16 protein-coding genes and 1 other RNA gene are annotated in these 16,310 nt (G+C 63.8%); 12 read left to right on the top strand and 5 right to left on the bottom strand.

What is annotated here, in order from left to right; translation table 11 throughout:
- Nucleotides 1–31 precede the first annotated feature (31 nt).
- Both ssrA and smpB read right to left on the bottom strand, forming a co-directional pair.
- Nucleotides 32–384, bottom strand: a transfer-messenger RNA (tmRNA) gene (ssrA, locus tag QE444_RS00330).
- Nucleotides 385–466: 82 nt separating this feature from the next.
- Complete coding sequence (gene smpB / locus QE444_RS00325) at nt 467–943, bottom strand: SsrA-binding protein SmpB (RefSeq protein ID WP_007162671.1); 477 nt, start codon at nt 941–943, stop codon at nt 467–469.
- Between the two features lie 172 nt (nt 944–1,115).
- Here smpB and QE444_RS00320 point away from each other — a divergent pair, with 172 nt between their 5' ends.
- Nucleotides 1,116–1,550, top strand: a complete 435-nt coding sequence (locus QE444_RS00320) for a type II toxin-antitoxin system RatA family toxin (protein WP_133863028.1) — start codon at nt 1,116–1,118, stop codon at nt 1,548–1,550.
- Entirely contained in the window at nt 1,543–1,848 is a 306-nt protein-coding gene (locus QE444_RS00315; protein WP_187980472.1) for an RnfH family protein, read from the top strand. Before QE444_RS00320 ends, QE444_RS00315 begins: the two co-directional genes overlap by 8 nt.
- A gap of 7 nt (nt 1,849–1,855) precedes the next feature.
- Here the strand turns inward: QE444_RS00315 and QE444_RS00310 are convergent, their stop codons facing one another.
- Nucleotides 1,856–2,395, bottom strand: coding sequence for an outer membrane protein assembly factor BamE (locus QE444_RS00310; protein ID WP_133863030.1), 540 nt, complete (start codon nt 2,393–2,395; stop codon nt 1,856–1,858).
- Nucleotides 2,396–2,489: 94 nt separating this feature from the next.
- Here QE444_RS00310 and fur point away from each other — a divergent pair, with 94 nt between their 5' ends.
- On the top strand, nt 2,490–2,894 hold the full coding sequence (fur, locus tag QE444_RS00305; RefSeq protein WP_007162667.1) for a ferric iron uptake transcriptional regulator: 405 nt from the start codon (nt 2,490–2,492) through the stop codon (nt 2,892–2,894).
- 62 nt (nt 2,895–2,956) lie between these two features.
- Here fur and recN read toward each other — a convergent pair whose 3' ends face one another.
- Nucleotides 2,957–4,624 (bottom strand): DNA repair protein RecN, encoded by a 1,668-nt coding sequence (gene recN / locus QE444_RS00300; protein WP_273861262.1) that lies wholly within the window; start codon nt 4,622–4,624, stop codon nt 2,957–2,959.
- Between the two features lie 166 nt (nt 4,625–4,790).
- Here recN and grpE point away from each other — a divergent pair, with 166 nt between their 5' ends.
- From grpE to QE444_RS00255, 9 genes are all read left to right on the top strand, one after another.
- Complete coding sequence (grpE, locus tag QE444_RS00295) at nt 4,791–5,357, top strand: nucleotide exchange factor GrpE (RefSeq protein WP_133863032.1); 567 nt, start codon at nt 4,791–4,793, stop codon at nt 5,355–5,357.
- 93 nt (nt 5,358–5,450) lie between these two features.
- Nucleotides 5,451–7,379, top strand: coding sequence for a molecular chaperone DnaK (dnaK, locus tag QE444_RS00290; RefSeq protein WP_133863033.1), 1,929 nt, complete (start codon nt 5,451–5,453; stop codon nt 7,377–7,379).
- 112 nt (nt 7,380–7,491) lie between these two features.
- Complete coding sequence (gene dnaJ / locus QE444_RS00285) at nt 7,492–8,625, top strand: molecular chaperone DnaJ (RefSeq protein ID WP_007162663.1); 1,134 nt, start codon at nt 7,492–7,494, stop codon at nt 8,623–8,625.
- A 54-nt stretch (nt 8,626–8,679) separates the two neighbouring features.
- Nucleotides 8,680–9,486, top strand: coding sequence for a 4-hydroxy-tetrahydrodipicolinate reductase (gene dapB, locus QE444_RS00280; protein ID WP_133863034.1), 807 nt, complete (start codon nt 8,680–8,682; stop codon nt 9,484–9,486).
- A gap of 176 nt (nt 9,487–9,662) precedes the next feature.
- Nucleotides 9,663–10,799 (top strand): glutamine-hydrolyzing carbamoyl-phosphate synthase small subunit, encoded by a 1,137-nt coding sequence (gene carA, locus QE444_RS00275; protein WP_309737145.1) that lies wholly within the window; start codon nt 9,663–9,665, stop codon nt 10,797–10,799.
- A 21-nt stretch (nt 10,800–10,820) separates the two neighbouring features.
- A complete protein-coding gene (gene leuE, locus QE444_RS00270; RefSeq protein WP_007162660.1) occupies nt 10,821–11,477 on the top strand; it encodes a leucine efflux protein LeuE in 657 nt (218 codons plus the stop codon).
- Between the two features lie 21 nt (nt 11,478–11,498).
- Nucleotides 11,499–14,720: a carbamoyl-phosphate synthase large subunit gene (carB, locus tag QE444_RS00265; RefSeq protein ID WP_133863036.1), complete on the top strand. Its 3,222-nt coding sequence runs from the start codon at nt 11,499–11,501 to the stop codon at nt 14,718–14,720.
- Entirely contained in the window at nt 14,717–15,193 is a 477-nt protein-coding gene (gene greA / locus QE444_RS00260) for a transcription elongation factor GreA (protein WP_133863037.1), read from the top strand. The genes carB and greA overlap by 4 nt, the downstream gene beginning before the upstream one ends.
- Nucleotides 15,171–15,623 carry a hypothetical protein gene (locus QE444_RS00255; RefSeq protein WP_133863038.1) on the top strand — a complete coding sequence of 151 codons (453 nt, stop codon included), beginning with the start codon at nt 15,171–15,173 and terminating at the stop codon, nt 15,621–15,623. Before greA ends, QE444_RS00255 begins: the two co-directional genes overlap by 23 nt.
- Here the strand turns inward: QE444_RS00255 and QE444_RS00250 are convergent.
- On the bottom strand, nt 15,611–15,922 hold the full coding sequence (locus QE444_RS00250; protein ID WP_133863039.1) for a YhbY family RNA-binding protein: 312 nt from the start codon (nt 15,920–15,922) through the stop codon (nt 15,611–15,613). The two genes, QE444_RS00255 and QE444_RS00250, sit on opposite strands and share 13 nt — an antisense overlap.
- Nucleotides 15,923–16,310 lie beyond the last annotated feature (388 nt).

Here is a 16,310-nt window from a genome sequence, read left to right as displayed (position 1 = left end):
AAAAGGGCAGCCAGTGGCTGCCCTTTCTTTTTGGTGGAGGCGGGGGGATTTGAACCCCCGTCCGCCAGCTCTCCGCTATCGGTTCTACATGCTTAGCCCTGTCTACTGAGTTAACCCATTGCGGCCCGACGGGCAGGGTGCTTTGGGCGAGCTGTATAAGTTTTAGCCGTTACGTCTACAGCGAACTTGGCGGCGATCCTGTTCTATCTGACAGTCGTTTCGGGTTTACAGGCATCCCCTAGCGACTGCTAGCCGCGTTAAGCAGCTAGAGCGTAGTTGTCGTCGTTGGCAACTATAAGTTTGCAGCAGCGAATTTACGAGTTCTGCTACCAGCTCGGCATGCCCCTCAAGTTTCGTTACCGGCGTCGAATCCTAATCGCCCCCAAAACTTGCTGGTCGTTCACTATAGGAATTCCAGCAGTCCTGCGCAAGTCATTGCTGACGAAACGTTTTTTTAGCCGCTTGGCTACTTGGCGTCCTTGCGGATGGCGCGCTGGATCTCACGGTCGGAATCGCGCTCGCGTTCAGTGGCACGCTTGTCGAATTCCTTCTTGCCCTTGGCCAGGGCGATCTCGCACTTGACCAGGTGTTTTTTCCAGTAGAGCGACAGCGCTACGCAGGCGTAGCCCTTCTGCTGCACCGCGCCAAACAGCTTGCCCAGCTCGCGCTTGTTCAGCAGTAGCTTGCGGGTGCGGGTAGGGTCGGCGATGACGTGGGTACTGGCAGTCTGTAGCGGGGTGATGTGGCTACCGAGCAGCCAGGCTTCGCCGTCCTTGAGCAGCACATAGCTGTCGGTCAGCTGCGCCTTGCCGGCTCTTAGGCTCTTGACCTCCCAGCCTGCCAGGGAAACACCTGCCTCGAAGCGGGTGTCGACGAAGTATTCGTGTAGCGCTTTCTTGTTCTGCGCGATGCTACCGGGGGAGACTTTCTTTTGCTTGGCCATGATTCCAGGGTACAGCGAGTCGGGGGAAATGTCGCCACGCGCTTGAGCGGGTATGAGCAAACACGGACAATACCGCGGTTCTGGACCGTGGCAGGCTGGTGCGGGAGTAAAATGCGAGCGCCGCCCTCAAATTCAAGGTCCGACACCGATATCGCTATTCTACGAGGTTCCGATGAGCTCGCACATCCAACGTTCGGCGTTGCTTCCCTATCCTGCTTCAGCGCTCTATGCGCTGGTTAATGACGTGGACCGTTATCCGGAGTTCCTGCCGTGGTGCTCGTCCGCCCAGATTCTGGAGCAGAACGAAGGGCTGATGCGCGCCGGTCTCACAGTGGCCAAGGGCGGCCTCAGTCAGCAGTTCACGACCCGCAATACCCTGGTGCCGGACGAGTCCATCACCATGGATCTGGAGAAGGGGCCCTTCAAGCAGCTGCATGGCGTCTGGACATTCAAGGCACTGGGCGACAAGGCCTGCAAGATCTCGCTGGATCTGTCCTTCGAATACGACAGCGCCATCGTGCGCGCGACCCTGGGCCCGCTGTTCAATCAGGCGGCCAATACCATGGTGGATGCCTTCTGCCAGCGTGCCCGAGCCCTCTATGGCTGAGCGTCTCGCCATCGAGGTGGCACTGGCGCTGCCGGAGCGGCAATGGCTATTGAGGCTGGAGCTGGAGGAGGGCGCCACGGTCGCGCAGGCCGTGCTGGCTTCGGGTCTGCTCGACCAGCTGACGCCAGAGCAGCGCGAAGGCTATCGGGTCGGCATCTTTGGCAAGCAGGTCGCCAAGCCGGAAGAAAGGAAGCTGCTGGAAGGCGAACGGGTCGAGATCTACCGCCCGCTGCTTGCGGATCCCAAGGAGAGTCGCAAGCGGCGGGCCGAAAAGGCTAGAGCCAAGACTGGACTCTAGCTGGAGATCACTGGCCGTCGGTACGGATGCGGTCGGGGGTCGGGATGGCAGCCGGCCGAGCGCTATCGATCTCTTTCTGAATAGTGTCTTCGGTCGAGCCGGGCACGGCGGGGGTTTCCGGTGCTGCCGCAGGCGCAGCAGCGGGTTGCGCCGGCGCGGTGGGATCCACGCTGGTACCACTGTCGGTACCCATGATCTGCTGTTCACGGCTGGTGCCGGGCATGAAATCGCCAGCCAGGCTGCTCAACTGGTTGTCACCGTTGAACACCAGGCTGACACGCTCTTGTTTCCGCTGACCACCGGCGGCTTGCAGGCTGTACAGATAGTCCCAGCGATTGGGATGGAAGGTGTCCTGGATCAGCGGCGAGCCCATGATAAACCGGACCTGTTGTCGGGTCATTCCGGGGCGCAACTGGTCTATCATGTCCTGGGTGACGACGTTGCCCTGCTGGATGTCGATCTTGTAAACCCCCGGCAGAGAGCAGCCGGCGAGCATGGCTAGGCCCATCAGAGAGAGCCCGGTCAGCGTTTGCTTGAGGTTTTGCATCGGTGGGAGACTTCCACTATCTTGCTGGGCAACGAAGCACCGATCATACCCGTATTCCCGAGGGCTGCGAAAGCACTCGGCACCGAGAAAGAGCATGGTAGAGAACAACGAACTCCGCAAAGCGGGTCTGAAAGTGACCCTGCCGCGCGTCAAGATATTGCAGATGCTGGACACCACCGAGCAGCGCCACATGAGCGCTGAAGACGTTTACAAGGCGCTGATGGAAGCAGGCGAGGACGTGGGGCTGGCAACGGTCTATCGGGTCCTTACCCAGTTCGAAGCGGCCGGCCTGGTGGTGCGCCACAATTTCGATGGCGGTCACGCCGTGTTCGAGTTGGCCGACACCGGACATCACGATCACATGGTGGATGTGGATACCGGCGAAGTCATCGAGTTCACCGATGCCTCGATCGAAAAGCGTCAGCGCGAGATCGTCGAAGAGCATGGTTTCGAGCTGGTCGATCACAACCTCGTGCTGTACATCCGTCAGCGCAAGTGAAGATCCAGACATGAAAAAGGCGACTCCGAGTCGCCTTTTTCATGTCTGTTGCCAGCCCGCATCTAGCGGCTGACCACCAGCTTGCGGGCATGGGCGAGGGATTCGCGGGTAAGGTCGACGCCGCCGAGCATGCGCGCCACTTCCTCCACACGGCGCGCCCGGTCCAGTTTTGCAACCGCCGTACGGGTCTCGTCGGTGCCGCGTTCCTTGTGCACGAAAAGATGCTGATGCCCCTGGGCCGCTACCTGGGGCAGGTGGGTGACCGTCAGTACCTGGCCGCGCTCGCCCAGCTGCCGTAGCAGCTGGCCGACCACCTCGGCAGTCGGGCCGCCGATGCCGACGTCCACTTCGTCGAACACCAGCGTGGGCGTGCGCGAGGTCTGGGCGGTGATGACCTGGATGGCCAGACTGATCCGTGACAGTTCGCCACCGGAAGCGACCTTGGCCAGTGGGCGCAGGGGCTGGCCCGGGTTGGCGCTGACGCGGAATTCGACCCCCTCGTTGCCCACCGGCTGGGGTTCGCCGGTGCTGCCCGGCGTGAGAGTGATGCTGAAGCGGCCACCTGGCATGCCCAGGCGCTGCATCTCGGTTTCGACCGCTGCGGCCAGCTCCGGCGCCCGTTGCTCGCGCAGACGGCTCAATTCGCCGGCCTTTTCCTGGTAGTGGCGCTCGAAGGCGGCCAGCTCTTCCTGCAGGCGCTCCAGAGCGACGTCGTCGGCATCCAGCGATTGCAGTTCGTTGCGCAGCTGTTCGTGCAGCTCCAGCAGGGCTTCGGGTTGCACGCGATGCTTGCGGGCGAGGCTGTAGACGCTGTCGAGACGCTCCTGTACCGCCTGCTGGCGCTCCGGGTCGGCTTCGAAATGATCGACGAAGCGATTGAGTTCGTTCATCGCCTCCTCGATCTGGATCTGCGCGGAGGCGAGCAGGTTGCTGGCTTCCTGGATCTGCGCAGGCGGGCGGTCGAAGGCAGTCAGGCGTGCCACGCTGGCATTGAGCGCTGACTGGGCATTGCCCTGCTCGTTCTCGGTACAGAGGTCCATGGCCTGGCGGCAGGCCAGCAGGATGTGCTCGGCACTCGCCAGATCGCTCTGCTCCTGCTCCAGGGCCTGCAGCTCGCCCTCGACCAGGGCGAGGTTGTCGAGTTCTTCCAGCTGGTAGCTGAGCAGCTGATGGCGGGCGCGTTGCTCGTCACCGTTGCGGGTCAGGCGCTCCAGGGTCTGGCGCACCTGGCGCCAGCGCTGGGCGGCGAGTTGCACCTGGCGCACCAGCTCGCCCGCGCCAGCGTATTCGTCCAGCAGGCGGCGATGGGTATCGAGACCGAGCAGCGATTGGTGTTCGTGCTGGTTGTGAATGTCGATCAGCAGACCGCCGAGGGTCTTGAGGTCGGCCAGCGGGCAGGGCGAGCCATTGATATAGCCGCGCGAGCGTCCTTCGCGGGTGATGACGCGGCGCAGCAGGCAGGGCCCGTCCTGCTCCAGGTCTCGCTCGGCGAGCCATTGGCGCGCCTCGGGTATGTCGGTGGTATCGAAGCTGGCCAGGACATCGGCCTTGTCGGCGCCAGGCCTTACCGCATCGCTGTCGGCGCGGTCGCCCAGGGTGAGGCCGAGGGCATCGAGCATGATGGACTTGCCGGCGCCGGTTTCGCCGGTGATCACGGTCATGCCGCGCTCGAGGTCGAGGTCGAGGTGTTCGACGATGGCGTAGTTGCGGACGGACAGATGCACCAGCATGCGACGATCTCCGAAAGCGGTTTTCTGGTTGTTTATACAGTGCCTCTCGGGCACTGGCAATCCATACAGCTCTTGAAGCGCCGGCCGGCGGCCCCATATAGGCGCCATCGATCAAGGCATCGTCCATTAGCGGGCGCGCCCACCGGCATTATCACAGGAGGACTCCATGGCCGACGAACAGAACTCCCAGACCCCCGAGCACGAAGCAGCCGCTCAGGGCGACGTCCAGCACGAGGATCTCGCCACCCGCGTCGCCACGCTCGAAGAGCAGCTCGCTGCTGCCCAGGATCAGTCGCTGCGCAGCGTCGCCGAGCTGCAGAACGTGCGTCGTCGCGCCGAGCAGGATGTGGAGAAGGCGCACAAGTTCGCGCTGGAAAAATTCGCCGGCGATCTCCTGCCGGTGCTCGACAGCCTGGAGCGTGGCCTGGAGTTGTCCAACGCCAGCGACGAGGCCCTCAAGCCCATGCGTGAAGGCATGGAGCTGACCTTGAAGATGCTGCAGGACACCCTCAAGCGCTATCAGGTCGAGGCCGTCGATCCCCACGGCGCGCCCTTCAACCCGGAGCACCACCAGGCCATGGCCATGGAGGAGAGCGCTACCGCCGAGCCGGGCAGCGTGCTCAAGGTGTTTCAAAAGGGCTATCTGCTCAATGGTCGCCTGCTGCGGCCGGCGATGGTGGTAGTCAGCAAGGCACCTGCGGCGCAGCAGCCGAGCATCGACGAAAAGGCTTGAAATTCTTTCGCTCGGCCCCATCTGGTAGGCAAGCGAACATCAAAGGCCCCCTGAGCGGGCCGCGCGGAATCTGAGATTTCTGGAGAAGACTACATGGGCAAGATCATCGGTATCGACCTGGGGACGACCAACTCCTGCGTCGCGATCCTCGAAAACGGTAACGTCAAGGTACTGGAAAACGCCGAAGGCACCCGTACCACGCCGTCCATCATCGCCTACACCAACGATGGCGAGACCCTGGTCGGCCAGCCGGCCAAGCGCCAGGCGGTGACCAATCCGCAGAACACCCTGTACGCGGTCAAGCGTCTGATCGGTCGGCGTTATGAAGAAAACGTCGTGCAGAAAGACATCGAGATGGTCCCCTACAAGATCGTCAAGGCCGACAACGGTGACGCCTGGGTCGAGGCCAAGGGCCAGAAGATGGCGCCGCCCCAGGTGTCTGCCGAAGTCCTGAAAAAGATGAAGAAGACCGCCGAGGACTACCTGGGCGAAGCCGTGACCGAGGCGGTCATCACCGTACCGGCCTACTTCAACGACAGCCAGCGCCAGGCCACCAAGGATGCCGGTCGCATCGCCGGTCTGGATGTCAAGCGCATCATCAACGAGCCCACCGCGGCTGCCCTGGCCTATGGCCTGGACAAGGCCAAGGGCGACCATACCGTGATCGTCTATGACCTGGGCGGCGGCACCTTCGACGTTTCGGTCATCGAGATCGCCGAGGTCGATGGTGAGCATCAGTTCGAGGTGCTGGCCACCAACGGCGACACCTTCCTGGGTGGCGAAGACTTCGACATCCGCCTGATCGACTACCTCGTCGAAGAATTCAAGAAAGAAAGCGGCATGAACCTCAAGGGTGACCCGCTGGCCATGCAGCGCCTGAAGGAAGCTGCCGAGAAGGCCAAGATCGAGTTGTCCTCGGCTACCCAGACCGACGTCAACCTGCCGTACATCACCGCCGATGCCAGCGGTCCCAAGCACCTGAACGTCAAGGTCTCCCGCGCCAAGCTGGAGTCCCTGGTGGAAGAGCTGGTCGAGCGCACCATCGAGCCGTGCCGCACTGCGCTGAAGGACTCCGGCCTGGACGTCTCCGACATCCACGAGGTCATCCTGGTGGGCGGTCAGACCCGCATGCCGCTGGTGCAGAAGCGCGTAGCCGACTTCTTCGGCAAGGAAGCGCGCAAGGACGTCAACCCGGATGAAGCCGTCGCCATCGGTGCCGCCATCCAGGGCGCCGTGCTGGCCGGCGACGTCAAGGACGTGCTGCTGCTGGACGTCACTCCGCTGACCCTGGGCATCGAGACCATGGGTGGTGTGATGACCGCGCTGATCGAGAAGAACACCACCATCCCGACCAAGAAGTCGCAGGTGTTCTCCACCGCCGACGACAACCAGGGCGCCGTGACCATCCACGTGCTGCAGGGCGAGCGCAAGCAGGCCGCGCAGAACAAGTCGCTGGGCAAGTTCGACCTGGCCGAGATCCCGCCGGCGCCGCGTGGCGTGCCGCAGATCGAGGTGACCTTCGACATCGACGCCAACGGCATCCTCAACGTGTCCGCCAAGGACAAGGCCACCGGCAAGCAGCAGTCCATCGTCATCAAGGCGTCCTCCGGTCTGTCCGAGGACGAGATTCAGCAGATGGTGCGTGACGCCGAAGCCAATGCCGACGAGGATCGCAAGTTCGAAGAGCTGGCTGCCGCCCGCAACCAGGGTGATGCCCTGGTGCACGGCACCCGCAAGATGCTGACCGAGGCCGGCGACAAGGCCACCGCGGAAGAGAAGAGCACCATCGAGAAGGCCATCGGCGAACTGGAAACCGCGGTACGCGGCGACGACAAGGATGCCATCGAAGCCAAGATGAATGCCCTGTCCCAGGCCTCCGCGCCGCTGGCCCAGAAGCTCTATTCCGAGCAGGGTGCTGCCGCGGGTGCCGAAGGCGCCTCGGCCAAGGCGGACGGTGATGCCAAGAAGCCCGGCGACGACGTGGTCGATGCCGAGTTCGAGGAAGTGAAGGACAACAAGTAAGCCGCGTGCTTACCGCACCTGACGGGCTTCGGCCCGTCGGATCCGCCACGCGGGAGCCTGCTCCCGCGTTGGCGTGTCTGGAGGGTGAGAAAATTTAAGGTGCAGAAAGTCTATGGCCAAACGTGATTACTATGAGGTGCTCGGGGTCGAGCGCGGCGCCAGCGAAGCCGAGCTCAAGAAGGCCTACCGACGCCTGGCGATGAAATACCACCCGGATCGCAATCCGGGTGACGCGGCTGCCGAGGAGCAGTTCAAGGAGGCCGCCGAGGCCTACGAAGTGCTGTCCGATGCGGGCAAGCGCTCGGCCTACGACCAGTACGGCCATGCTGGCGTCGATCCGAGCATGGGTGGCGGCGGTTTCGGTGGTGCGGCGGGTGGCGCGAGCTTCTCCGACATCTTCGGCGACGTCTTCAGCGACTTCTTCGGTGGGCGCGGTGGTGCCGGTGGGCGTGGCGGTCCGCAGCGCGGCGCCGATCTGCGCTACACCCTGGACTTGGATCTGGAAGAGGCGGTGCGCGGGACCACGGTCACCATTCGCGTGCCCACCCTGGTCGAGTGCAAGGTCTGCGACGGCAACGGCGCCAAGCCGGGTACCTCGGCGTCCACCTGCCCTACCTGCGGCGGCATCGGTCAGGTGCGCATGCAGCAGGGCTTCTTCTCGGTGCAGCAGACCTGCCCACGCTGCCACGGCAGCGGCAAGATCATTCCCGAGCCTTGCAACGCCTGCCATGGTCAGGGACGTGTGGAAGAGCAGAAGACCCTGTCGGTCAAGGTGCCGGCGGGCGTCGACACTGGCGACCGCATCCGCCTGACCGGCGAGGGCGAGGCCGGGACCCTGGGTGGTCCGAGCGGCGATCTCTACGTGGTGGTCAATGTGCGCGAGCACTCGATCTTCCAGCGCGACGGCAAGCATCTCTATTGCGAGGTGCCGATCAACTTCACCGATGCCGCCCTGGGTGGCGAGCTGGAAGTGCCGACCCTGGATGGCCGCGTCAAGCTGAAGATCCCCGAGGGCACCCAGACCGGCAAAATGTTCCGCCTGCGTGGCAAGGGCGTGACGCCCGTGCGTGGCGGTGGCGCCGGCGACCTGATGTGCAAGGTGGTGGTGGAGACTCCGGTCAACCTGAGCCGGCGGCAGCGCGAGCTGCTCGAGGAATTCCGCAACACCCTGCAGAGCGACAGTTCCCATTCGCCCCGGGCCAGTGGCTGGTTCGACGGCATGAAGCGCTTCTTCGACGACCTCTAAACCGGCAGGGGCGTCGTCGCGAGGCGGCGCCCGGCCAGCAGCCTGGAGCTGATGATGCGACGTATAGCTGTAATGGGCGCCGCGGGGCGCATGGGCAAGACCCTGATCGAAGCGGTCCAGCAGACCCAGGGCGCTGCCGGCCTTACCGCCGCGGTGGATCGTCCCGAGAGCAGCCTGGTGGGTGCCGACGCGGGCGAGCTCGCCGGCATCGGCCGTAACGGGGTGATGCTGTCGGGTGACCTGGCGCGGGTGCTGGATGATTTCGATGTCGTCATCGACTTCACCCACCCCAATGTGACTCTGCAGAATCTGGCGCTCTGCCGCAAGGCGAAGAAGGCCATGGTGATCGGCACCACCGGCTTCACCGCCGAGCAGAAGCTGACCCTGCTGGAGGCCAGCAAGGAAATCCCCATCGTCTTCGCGGCCAACTTCAGCGTCGGCGTCAATCTCTGTCTCAAGTTGCTGGATACCGCTGCCCGGGTGCTGGGTGACGAGGTCGATATCGAGATCATCGAGGCGCACCACAGGCACAAGGTCGATGCGCCCTCGGGTACTGCCCTGCGCATGGGCGAGGTCGTTGCCCAGGCGCTGGGTCGTGATCTGGAAGAAGTGGCCGTCTATGGCCGGGAAGGCCAGACCGGTGCCCGCGATCGCCAGACCATCGGCTTCGCCACCGTACGTGCCGGCGACGTGGTGGGCGATCACACGGTGCTGTTCGCCAGTGAAGGCGAGCGGGTCGAGATCACCCACAAGGCGTCCAGTCGCATGACCTTCGCCAAGGGCGCCGTACGCGCAGCCCTCTGGCTCAAGGACAAACAACCGGCGCTATATGACATGCAGGACGTGCTGGAGTTGCGCTGAACCGCTCGCGGGGGTGCCAGCCGTGATCAATTCCTGTACAATGCAGCTTTAGTGTATCCACTAAAAGCTAGCGCAGAATGAAATCACAACATTAAAACGGGATGACTCTTCGAGATGTCATCCCGTTTTTTTGCACCCTGCGTTTGCCCGCCAAGGCTTGATTTTCGGAGGTCTTCTTGACTAAGCCAGCCATACTCGCACTTGCCGATGGCAGCATCTTTCGCGGTGAATCCATCGGTGCCGACGGCCACACGGTCGGCGAAGTGGTGTTCAACACCGCCATGACCGGCTACCAGGAAATCCTGACCGATCCTTCCTATGCGAATCAGATCGTCACCCTGACCTATCCGCACATCGGCAACACCGGCACCACGCCGCAGGATGGCGAGGCCGCCCAGGTCTGGTCCGCCGGACTGATCATCCGTGACCTGCCGCTGCTGGCCAGCAACTGGCGCAACAAGCAGTCGCTGCCGGACTATCTCAGGGAAAACGGCACCATCGCCATCGCCGGCATCGACACCCGTCGACTGACCCGCATCCTCCGCGAGAAGGGCGCCCAGGATGGCTGCATCCTCACCGGCGAAGACGCTACCGAAGAGCGCGCCCTGGAACTGGCCCGCGCCTTCCCCGGCCTCAAGGGCATGGACCTGGCCAAGGAAGTCAGCGTCAAGGAACGCTACGAATGGCGTTCCAGCGTCTGGTCGCTGGAGACCGACAGCCACGCCGAGATCCCGGCCGAACAGCTGCCCTATCACGTGGTGGCCTTCGACTACGGCGTCAAGCTGAACATCCTGCGCATGCTGGTGGCCCGCGGCTGCCGCATCACCGTGCTGCCGGCCCAGACCCCGGCCAGCGAAGCCCTGGCGCTGCAGCCCGACGGTGTCTTCCTGGCCAATGGCCCGGGCGATCCCGAGCCCTGCGACTACGCCATCAAGGCGATCCAGGACGTCCTGGAAACCGAGATTCCGGTGTTCGGCATCTGCCTGGGCCACCAGTTGCTGGCCCTGGCTTCCGGCGCCAAGACGGTGAAGATGCCCAATGGTCACCACGGCGCCAACCATCCGGTGCAGGATCTCGACAGCGGCGTGGTGATGATCACCAGCCAGAACCACGGTTTCGCCGTGGACGAGGCCAGTCTGCCGGCCAATGTGCGGGCCACCCACAAGTCGCTGTTCGACGGCACCCTGCAGGGCATCGAGCGTACCGACAAGGTCGCCTTCAGCTTCCAGGGTCACCCCGAGGCGAGCCCTGGTCCGCACGACGTGGCACCGCTGTTCGACAAGTTCATCCAGGCCATGGCGGCACGCCGCTAAGACGGAAGGAGGGTAAGGCTCATGCTGGCGAATCTGGGTGTCATCGACTTCTGGACCTACGTGGTCGGGACCCTGTTCGTCATCCTGCTGCCCGGCCCCAACTCCTTCTTCGTGCTTGCCACCAGCGCCCAGCGCGGTATCCGCAGCGGTTACCAGGCGGCTTCCGCGGTGTTCCTCGGTGACGCCGTGCTGATGCTGCTCTCCGCCCTGGGCGTCGCCTCGCTGCTCAAGGCCGAGCCACTGTTCTTCCAGATCCTCAAGTATCTGGGCGCGGCCTATCTGTTCTACCTCGGCTGGGGCATGTTGCGCGGCGGACTCAAGTCCTGGCGCAGCCCGGCCCAGGGCCAGGCCGAGGCGACCCTGCGCGAAGACGTCCACCAGCCGTTCCGCAAGGCCCTGCTGCTGAGTCTGTCGAACCCGAAGGCGATCCTGTTCTTCGTCTCCTTCTTCATCCAGTTCGTGGACCCCGGTTACGCCCATCCGGCGCTGTCCTTTCTGGTGCTGGGCGCGGTCCTGGAAGCCATCAGCTTCTGCTACCTGTCGTTCCTGATTTTCTGCGGCGTTCGCCTGGCGGCCTGGTTCCGTCAGCGGCGTCGCCTCAGCGCGGGCGCCACCGGTGGCGTCGGCGCCCTGTTCGTGGGGTTCGGTGTGAAGTTGGCCACCGCGACCCTGACCTGATTACCTGCATTCGAGAAGCCCATGCCTAAGCGTACAGACATCAAGAGCATCCTGATCCTCGGGGCCGGCCCCATCGTCATCGGCCAGGCCTGCGAATTCGACTATTCCGGCGCCCAGGCCTGCAAGGCCCTGCGCGAGGAAGGCTTCCGCGTCATCCTGGTGAACTCCAATCCGGCCACCATCATGACCGACCCGTCGATGGCCGACGCCACCTACATCGAGCCGATCAAGTGGGCCACCGTGGCCAAGATCATCGAGAAGGAGCGCCCCGACGCCCTGCTGCCGACCATGGGTGGCCAGACCGCGCTGAACTGCGCCCTGGATCTGGAGCGCCATGGCGTGCTGGCGAAGTTCGGCGTCGAGATGATCGGCGCCAACGCCGATACCATCGACAAGGCCGAGGATCGCTCGCGCTTCGACAAGGCCATGAAGGACATCGGTCTGGCCTGTCCGGTCTCGGGCATCGCCCACAGCATGGAAGAAGCCTACGGCGTGCTGGAGAAGGTCGGCTTCCCCTGCATCATTCGCCCGTCCTTCACCATGGGCGGCACCGGTGGCGGCATCGCCTACAACCGGGAAGAATTCGAAGAGATCTGCAATCGCGGTCTGGACCTGTCGCCGACCAACGAACTGCTGATCGACGAATCCCTGATCGGCTGGAAGGAATACGAGATGGAGGTGGTCCGTGACAAGAAGGACAACTGCATCATCGTCTGCTCCATCGAGAACTTCGATCCCATGGGCGTGCACACCGGTGACTCCATCACCGTGGCGCCGGCGCAGACGCTGACCGACAAGGAATACCAGATCCTGCGCAACGCCTCCCTGGCGGTGCTGCGCGAGATCGGCGTCGAGACCGGCGGCTCCAACGTCCAGTTCGGCATCTGCCCGGACACCGGGCGCATGGTGGTGATCGAGATGAATCCGCGGGTGTCGCGTTCCTCGGCGCTGGCCTCCAAGGCCACCGGCTTCCCCATCGCCAAGATCGCCGCCAAGCTGGCGGTCGGCTACACCCTGGACGAGCTGCAGAACGACATCACCGGCGGTCGTACCCCGGCGTCCTTCGAGCCGGCCATCGACTATGTGGTCACCAAGATCCCGCGCTTCGCCTTCGAGAAATTCCCCAAGGCCGACGCCCGTCTGACCACCCAGATGAAATCCGTGGGCGAGGTCATGTCCATCGGCCGTACCTTCCAGGAATCCCTGCAGAAAGCCCTGCGCGGTCTGGAAGTGGGCGTGGTCGGCTTCGATCCCAAGCTGGACCCGACCGATCCCGAGGCCGACAGCACCCTCAAGCGCGAGCTGACCGTGCCCGGTGCCGATCGCATCTGGTACATCGGCGACGCCTTCCGTCAGGGCTACAGCCTGGACAAGGTCTTCGAACTGACTCGTATCGATCCCTGGTTCCTGGTGCAGATCGAAGACCTGATCAAGGACGAGGAGCGCATCAAGACCCTGGGCCTGGCCGACCTCGACTACGACCTGATGCGCAAGCTCAAGCGCAAGGGCTTCTCCGATGCGCGTCTGGCCAAGCTGCTCGGCGTCACCGAGAAGAACCTGCGGGCCCATCGCCACAAGCTCAAGGTGCTGCCGGTATACAAGCGGGTGGATACCTGCGCCGCCGAATTCGCCACCGACACCGCCTACCTCTACTCCACCTACGAGGAAGAGTGCGAGGCCAAGCCCAGCGGTCGCGACAAGATCATGATCCTCGGCGGCGGTCCCAACCGCATCGGCCAGGGCATCGAGTTCGACTACTGCTGCGTGCACGCGGCCCTGGCCATGCGTGAAGACGGCTACGAGACCATCATGGTCAACTGCAACCCGGAAACCGTCTCCACCGACTACGACACCTCCGACCGCCTGTTCTTCGAGCCGGTGACCCTGGAGGACGTGCTGGAGATCGTTCGCGTCGAGCAGCCCAAGGGCGTCATCGTCCAGTACGGCGGCCAGACCCCGCTCAAGCTCTGCCGCGCCCTGGAAGAAGCCGGCGTGCCCATCATCGGTACCAGCCCCGACGCCATCGACCGCGCCGAAGACCGCGAGCGCTTCCAGCAGATGGTGCAGCGTCTGAATCTGCGTCAGCCGGCCAACGCCACCGCGCGCAGTGAAGACGAGGCCCTGGCCCTGTCCAAGAACATCGGCTATCCGATGGTGGTCCGTCCCTCCTACGTGCTGGGCGGCCGGGCGATGGAAATCGTCTACCAAGAAGAAGAGCTCAAGCGCTACATGCGCGAAGCGGTGAAGGTGTCCAACGACAGTCCCGTGCTGCTCGACCACTTCCTCAACTGCGCCATCGAGGTGGACGTGGATGCGGTGTGCGACGGCAAGACCGTGGTGATCGGCGCCATCATGCAGCACATCGAACAGGCCGGCGTGCACTCCGGTGACTCCGCCTGTTCGCTGCCGCCCTATTCGCTGCCCAAGCACATCCAGGACGAGATCCGCGAGCAGGTCAAGAAGATGGCCCTGGAACTCGGCGTGATCGGTCTGATGAACGTGCAGATGGCCGTGCAGGGTGAAGACATCTATGTCATCGAGGTCAACCCGCGCGCTTCCCGTACCGTGCCCTTCGTCTCCAAGTGCATCGGCGAGTCCCTGGCCAAGGTGGCCGCCCGGGTCATGGCCGGCAAGACCCTGGCCGAGGTGGGCTTCACCCAGGAGATCATCCCGCCGTTCTTCAGCGTCAAGGAAGCGGTGTTCCCCTTCAACAAGTTCCCCGGCGTCGACCCCATCCTCGGCCCGGAAATGAAGTCCACCGGCGAGGTGATGGGGGTCGGCGACAGCTTCGGCGAAGCCTTCGCCAAGGCCCAGCTGGGCGCCAACGAGATCCTGCCGAATTCCGGTTGCGCCTTCATCAGCGTGCGGGACGATGACAAGCCCGAAGCCGTGCAGGTCGCCCGCGATCTGGTCGGCCTCGGCTTCGAGGTCGTGGCCACCGCCGGTACCGCGCGGGTGATCGAGGCCGCCGGTCTGCCGGTGCGCCGCGTGAACAAGGTGACCGAAGGCCGTCCCCACGTGGTCGACATGATCAAGAACGACGAGGTCACCCTGATCATCAACACCACCGAAGGCCGGCAGTCCATTGCTGATTCCTATTCGATCCGCCGCAACGCGCTGCAGCACAAGCTCTGCTGCACCACCACCATTGCCGGCGGCCAGGCCATTTGCGAAGCTTTGAAATTCGGCGCCGAGAAGACCGTGCGCCGTCTGCAAGATCTGCATGCAGGAGTGAAGGCATGACCAAGTATCCGATGACCGTCCAGGGCGCTCGCGCCCTGGAAGACGAACTCAAGCATCTCAAGACCGAGCTACGCCCGCAGATCACCCAGGCCATCGCCGAGGCGCGCGAGCTGGGTGACCTCAAGGAGAACGCCGAATACCATGCCGCCCGTGAGCAGCAGGGTATGGTCGAGGCGCGTATCCGCGATATCGAAGGTCGCCTGCAGAACGCTCAGGTGATCGACGTGGCCGCCTTGCCGCACACCGGCAAGGTGATCTTCGGCACCACCGTGGAGATCGCCAACACCGAGACTGACGAGACGGTGACCTACCAGATCGTTGGTGACGACGAGGCGGATATCAAGCAGAGCAAGCTGTCGGTGGGTTCGCCCATCGCGCGCGCGCTGATCGGCAAGGAAGAAGGGGACGTGGTGGTGGTGAAGACCCCGGGTGGCAATGTCGAATACGAAATTGTCGCCGTCCGTCACGTCTGATCATCGCGCCGGCGGCTGGCTCGCCAGGCTGCTCGCCGCCGCCTGGCAGCTGGCCCAGGTGTTCTGGGTCGGCCCGCTGGTCGCCCTGCACCTGTGCATCCCCGTGGCGCTGGCCCAGGCGGGCTGGGCGCCGCTGCTGATCCAGTCCGGACGCGAAGAATTGCTACGCATGATGCTCAGCGCCGCAGGCGGTGGGGTCTTTACCCAGATCGTGGTGCTGGTGTGGTGGGCAGGTGTGGGCGCCTTGTGGCGTGACCTGCGCGGCCAGCTGCTGCTGGCCAGTGCACTGGCGGTGCTGCTGCAGAACGAACTGGCACGCTTCTGGACCGGGCCGACCGCCCTGGCCGGCTACCTGGTTCTGCTGCTCTGCGGACTGATCCTGGTGCTGCAGCCCGTTCCCGGGCGTGCGCCGGGCAATCAGGCGGTGTAGCGCACCACGTTGGACAGATTGCGATTCTGCTCGCGGGCCTTGCGATAGATCAGCGCCATCTTTCCGATCACCTGCACCAGCTCCGCCTTGCTCGACGCGCACAGCTCGTCGATCAGGGCCCGGCGGTCATCACGCTCGGTGACGGCCAGCTTGATCTTGATCAGTTCGTGATCGTTCAGCGCGCGGTCGAGTTCACCCAGTACGCCTTCGCTCAGGCCGTTCTCGCTGATGGTGACCACCGGCTTGAGTTGATGACCGATCGCCTTGAACCGCTTTTTGAGCTCGTTGTTGAGCGCCATAATTCACCCCGGATAAAAGCCGAACAGTTTATCCCAGCTGCCCGGTGCCGCCCAGCGATACGCGACAACGTGACGGTGGCCCCCGACAGAACCGGCCTCGCCGGCTCAAGGGATACCGCCACGAGCGCAGGCGTCAGGTCACTCTGAGGCATGACCGTAGTGGATGGACTCGCGGCTGGAAGCAAGCCACCCGGGGGATCTGCCTGGGCAGTTCGCAGGGCCAGATACCAGGTGTCCGGCGGGAGGCCTTGTTATTTCCGTCCTGGCCCCCATATGAGCGAGCGGAGTACGGCGGGCTGGTCCAGGGCTCTCCGTGTCGCGGGACCAGATCGCGCCAGCAATAGCTATTGGGTCGCGGTTTTAGGGGCAATTGAGAGAATTGATGGCC

This window comes from Pseudomonas sp. SORGH_AS_0199 (assembly GCF_031453735.1).
Classification (GTDB): domain Bacteria; phylum Pseudomonadota; class Gammaproteobacteria; order Pseudomonadales; family Pseudomonadaceae; genus Chryseomonas; species Chryseomonas aestiva.
This window is presented reverse-complemented; position numbering and strand designations above follow the sequence as displayed.